The 1360-nt window shown below is 32.1% G+C and carries 1 protein-coding gene; it reads right to left on the bottom strand.

The window, feature by feature from the left end:
- Nucleotides 1-112: 112 nt before the first annotated feature.
- Nucleotides 113-820, bottom strand: coding sequence for a hypothetical protein (locus tag CUN59_RS20440; protein ID WP_104389544.1), 708 nt, complete (start codon nt 818-820; stop codon nt 113-115).
- Between the last annotated feature and the right edge of the window lie 540 nt (nt 821-1360).

The raw sequence follows: 1360 nt of genomic DNA, 5'->3' as shown, positions 1-1360 counted from the left end.
GCTACATGAATTACCCCTGCACAAAAATAAGGGTTATAATTACATCTTGCGTAAGTCCTATTTCCTAATTCCCAATTCCCTAATATCAAGATTTTTCAGCTAATCCTAATGATTAAAATACAGAACCACTCAAGGGTTTAACAGCAGAAGATGGTAAAAATTTCTCTGTTAGTAATTCCTGGAAAGTTTTTACATCATTTGGCCAATTACTAATGATTCGTTTTAAATCTTGTATTTTCTCTGGAAGAGTATTTCCTGCTAGGGGATAATTCATATTACCAGAAAATAAAATTGCCGGTGTTTTTTGTTCTCCAAACTGGACATTGACTTGATTAATAACTAAATTCAAAGCTCCCTGTTTTAAAAGATAACTTAATTCTAAGGAAGCATTAACTTTACTTCCTCCAAATTCCTGCCAAGCTCCAGGGGCTAAAAGTTGACGGCATATATATTGATAAGCTTCCTCGTCTGTAGGAAAACTTACAAATGCTTTGGGGTTAATTCCCACTGCTTGATATTCTATTTGCGATAACTTATCTATTAATTGTAGTGCTACTGTTGCAAATTGAATTTCTGTTGGTGGTTGTTTGACTCCGATCATCTCTAATACATTGAGTTGGTTAGGTTGAACAATAATTCCCACACCATTTTTATAAACCAACTGGAGTAAATTGCTGTTGTAAACTGGTTGGGTGGCTAATTCCCATTCAGTAGGAATAATCCCCGTATATTTCAGAAAATCTGGATTTAAAACTGCTGGATTAAGATTTTTGGCGATAATACTGATCGCTATTTCTGAAAGTTGTAAATTATTGCTCATAAACTCCTGGTTATGGATGAATTGATTAACCGTATAAATACTGTTTAACCTAGTATAAGTAAAAAATCAAGCATTTGTTATAGAAATCCAGCCAATATCTTTGATTTTTATCCTATTGAATGTATTAACAGACGAGAAACCTATATTGCGAGTTAACTGGAAAAATTTAACTGAAGATATTTTATTTATTATAATCAAGTAGATTTAGAGCATTACTAATTACTATCCTCAACTAAATAATTAACAACTAGAGTTTCTAAATAAATTTAATTATCAAATTTAAACAATTAAAATAAATCATCAACACGAGCAAATTGAGCATAACTCGGACTGCGTTTACTGATTTCTTTAATCCTGTCGGTTGCTTCTAAAATCTGAAAGTGGTGAGCAAGGTAAGGAAGAATATAAAAAAGGGCAAATGCAGTATATTTGCTGTCATATTTACAAGCTTTTATCAGTAATTTTATGGCTTTTGTATCACCCGTCTTGGCAAATTCTAATAATACTAATAAATTGTTTCAGGACTTACGCAACTGGCAC

This window comes from Cuspidothrix issatschenkoi CHARLIE-1 (assembly GCF_002934005.1).
GTDB lineage: Bacteria > Cyanobacteriota > Cyanobacteriia > Cyanobacteriales > Nostocaceae > Cuspidothrix > Cuspidothrix issatschenkoi.
This window is presented reverse-complemented; position numbering and strand designations above follow the sequence as displayed.